Here is a 3,010-nt window from a genome sequence, read left to right as displayed (position 1 = left end):
CCGCGCGTGTGCGCCTCGAACTGGCGCGAATGCAGGCGATGCTCGGCAACATGGGGGCGGCGCGCAAGGAACTGCGCGCGGCTCAGGCCGCCGGACTGCCTTCCGCGGTGGAGCAGCTGGTGCGCTTCTACTCGCGCGCGCTCAACGCCCGAAAGCCGCTGGGCGGCTCGGTCGAGGTCGCGCTGGCGCCGGACAGCAACATCAACCGGGCCACGCGGTCCGACACCTTGGGCACCGTGATCGGCGACTTCTCGCTCGACGAGGATGCCCGCGCGAAGTCGGGCGTGGGACTTGCCCTTCAGGGCCAAGGCTACTTTCGCCTCGGCATCGAGCCCGGCGCCGATCTGCTGGTGCGCGCCTCCACGGGCGCGACGCTCTACCGCGAGAGGGACTTCAACGACGTCACCGTGGCGATCCAGGCCGGGCCGCAATACACCTGGGGTAGCAACCAGCTGACCGTCTCGGCGGGCCCAGCGCGGCGATGGTTCGGGGGGCATCTGTTCAGCACCACGATCGGCGGTGGCCTCAGCTGGCAGCGGCCGGTGGGCAAGCGCGGGCAAGTGCGGCTCGACGGCAACATCGCCCACGTCGCCAATCGGCGCAATGCCCTGCAAACGGCGGACGACTTCACGCTCTCGGCCAACTTCGACCGCGCCTTCAGCGCGCGCTTCGGCGGCGGCGTCCAGGCTTTCGGCTTCCGCGAGGCGGCGCGCGATCCGGGCTACTCGCTGGCGATGGGCGGAACCTCAGCCTATTTGTTTCGCGAAATGGGCCGCACGACACTGGTGGGCACCGTAAGCTACAGCCACCTGGAAGCGGACGCGCGCCTGTTCCTTTACCCTAACCGCCGGGTCGAGGACCGCTACAGCGCCAGCATCGCTGCTACCTTGCGGGCGCTGCACCTTGGCAGCTTCGCGCCGCTGGTGCGCCTCAAATGGGAGCGCAACCGCTCCTCCATCGAGATCTACGACTATCGCCGCGTCGTCGCCGAGTTTGGCGTCACTTCGGCATTCTAAAGGGGGAGGGCTCATGACTTCAATTCCAACCGCACGCAATTCGGCGATCGTTTCGCTGACCGCGCTGAGCCTCGCACTGGCGGCCTGCGGGGGCGGAGGCGGCAGTACCAACAGCACGCCCCCACCCCCACCCACGCCAAGCCCCGCGCCCGCGCCGACCCCGGCGCCGTCTCCAACGCCTACTCCGGTGCCAACTCCGACTCCCACGCCAACCCCGACCCCGACCCCCACGCCTACTCCCGCGCCGGAGCCAACGCCCACCGCCGGAAATTCATCGCTTATCAATCCCAGCATCAGCGAAGTCTTCAGCACGGATGCCGGCACCGTCTCGGCTCTGTATCCCGGTGCGGGCACAAGCCCGGAGGCCAAGGGACGCACCACGTTGACGATCGCCTATGATGCCGCCAACGGCAGCTATACGATCACAGCGCCGCATGCATCGCAGACCTTCGGGATGGCGGACCGGGCAGCCGCCAGCGATGATGCCCGGATGGCTCGCTACGTGAAGACCCAAGGGACCATCACCGACAGCCTGGCCCTCACCAAAGCGGGCGAGAGCGGAATCCTCACCTATCGCTACGTCGGGGGCGGCATTCAGCGTCGCACTAACACGGCAGAAGGCATCCAGAACAATCGCCCGAACGTGTTCACTTATGGTGTGCGAACGGCAAACGGCGCAGTTCCTGGGACAGGAACCGGCAGCTTCGCATTCGACGTCACCGGCATCGAGGCGGGAGACCAAACCCTCATCAGGTTCGATGGCAGTGGCATCATGAACATCGACTTCACATCGGCCACGCTAAGAGGGAGCGGCCTCAAGACATCGCGCATCCCGAGCCTGAACGGGTACTACGTGCCAAGCCAGTCGGCCTTCACCCTGGATGGTCGTTTAGGCGTCGGCGAAAACGTGCTGACCGGTTCGATCAGCTTCAGCGATGCCCCGGCTGTCCTTGAGGGGCGCTTCTACGGTCCCGCAGCCCAAGAGGTAGGCGCCACGTTCCATGGTGCCAATTCGCGCAACCAGATGATCTCCGGCGTGCTGCTCGGCCGATCTGGTAATGTTGCCTCCGAGTATGAAACGCTCGTTGATCTTGTCACTCCCGTGTCGCTACAGCTCCATTCGACGAGCATTGTCTTTACGTCCAATGTCGGCACCGGCGACTATGGCGATGTCGCGTTCGGCAGCAGCGGCCAGACCGAATTGTTGGCGGCTACCGATCCTCGTTCGTACAAGTACTTTTATGACTTGAACGATGGCAACCGCGTGGCAGCGCAGTCGGGTGCGCGCTTCACGACTTACGTGCCGACGCCAGGGCAGACCTATCGAATTTACAATCCCGGACAGGGCAACGACGAACTCGCGCTCACGTATACCGGCTTCGGTCTCAGGGATGTCCGCATCGCGGGCAGCCGGCCAATGAACGAGGCTTTTGTGTTCGGCCTCGAAACGGGCTTCCTGCAACTGCCTCGCAGCGGTCAGGCTAGCTATCAGGGCGTGGTCCATGGCAGCGCGCTCGGCAGCGGTGGAAATGCCGATCTGTTCGCCCTGCATGGCTCTGCCGCGTTCGAGTTCGACTTTGGCCGGAGCGCGTTCACCGGGTCGATGCAACCCACAGCCACCAACACGCGCACGCAGGTCGCGACCGACCTCGGCACTTTCACTTTCGTCAACAGTTGGATGCCTGGGGCTCCGGGCATGTCCAACGCCTTTGCCGCCGACATCGCCGGCGTGCCGGGTGCCAGCGGCCGTGTGACGGGCCGGTTCTACGGCCCTCAGGGTCAGGAAGTGGGGGCGAATTTCACGCTGATCACGCCCGGAGCAGGAACGGTCTTGACTGCAGCCGGAGCGCTGATCGCCATGCAGCAGTAGACCCGGTTCAGGCAAAAGGCAGAACTATCGTTCGATGTCCGTCTTGCAGCGTCATCAGGCCTATCGCTACCTAAAAAACGGTCGCGGGTTTAGCCCGCCTGTGCGCGGTAGAAACGGGTCGTGC

At 64.9% G+C, this 3,010-nt stretch carries 2 protein-coding genes; both read left to right on the top strand.

What is annotated here, in order from left to right:
- Window positions 1–1,016: surface lipoprotein assembly modifier (locus RT424_RS24195; RefSeq protein WP_313443416.1), on the top strand; the 1,016-nt coding region annotated here is incomplete at its 5' end.
- 382 nt (window positions 1,017–1,398) lie between these two features.
- The gene (locus tag RT424_RS24190; protein ID WP_313443413.1) at window positions 1,399–2,886 is read left to right on the top strand and encodes a transferrin-binding protein-like solute binding protein; all 1,488 of its coding nucleotides are present in this window, start codon (window positions 1,399–1,401) and stop codon (window positions 2,884–2,886) included.
- Window positions 2,887–3,010 lie beyond the last annotated feature (124 nt).

The sequence above is a fragment of the Novosphingobium sp. genome, from assembly GCF_032093395.1.
Taxonomy (GTDB): domain Bacteria; phylum Pseudomonadota; class Alphaproteobacteria; order Sphingomonadales; family Sphingomonadaceae; genus Novosphingobium.
Note: the sequence above shows the minus strand (reverse complement) of the source record. Positions and strands in the feature narration are given on the sequence as shown.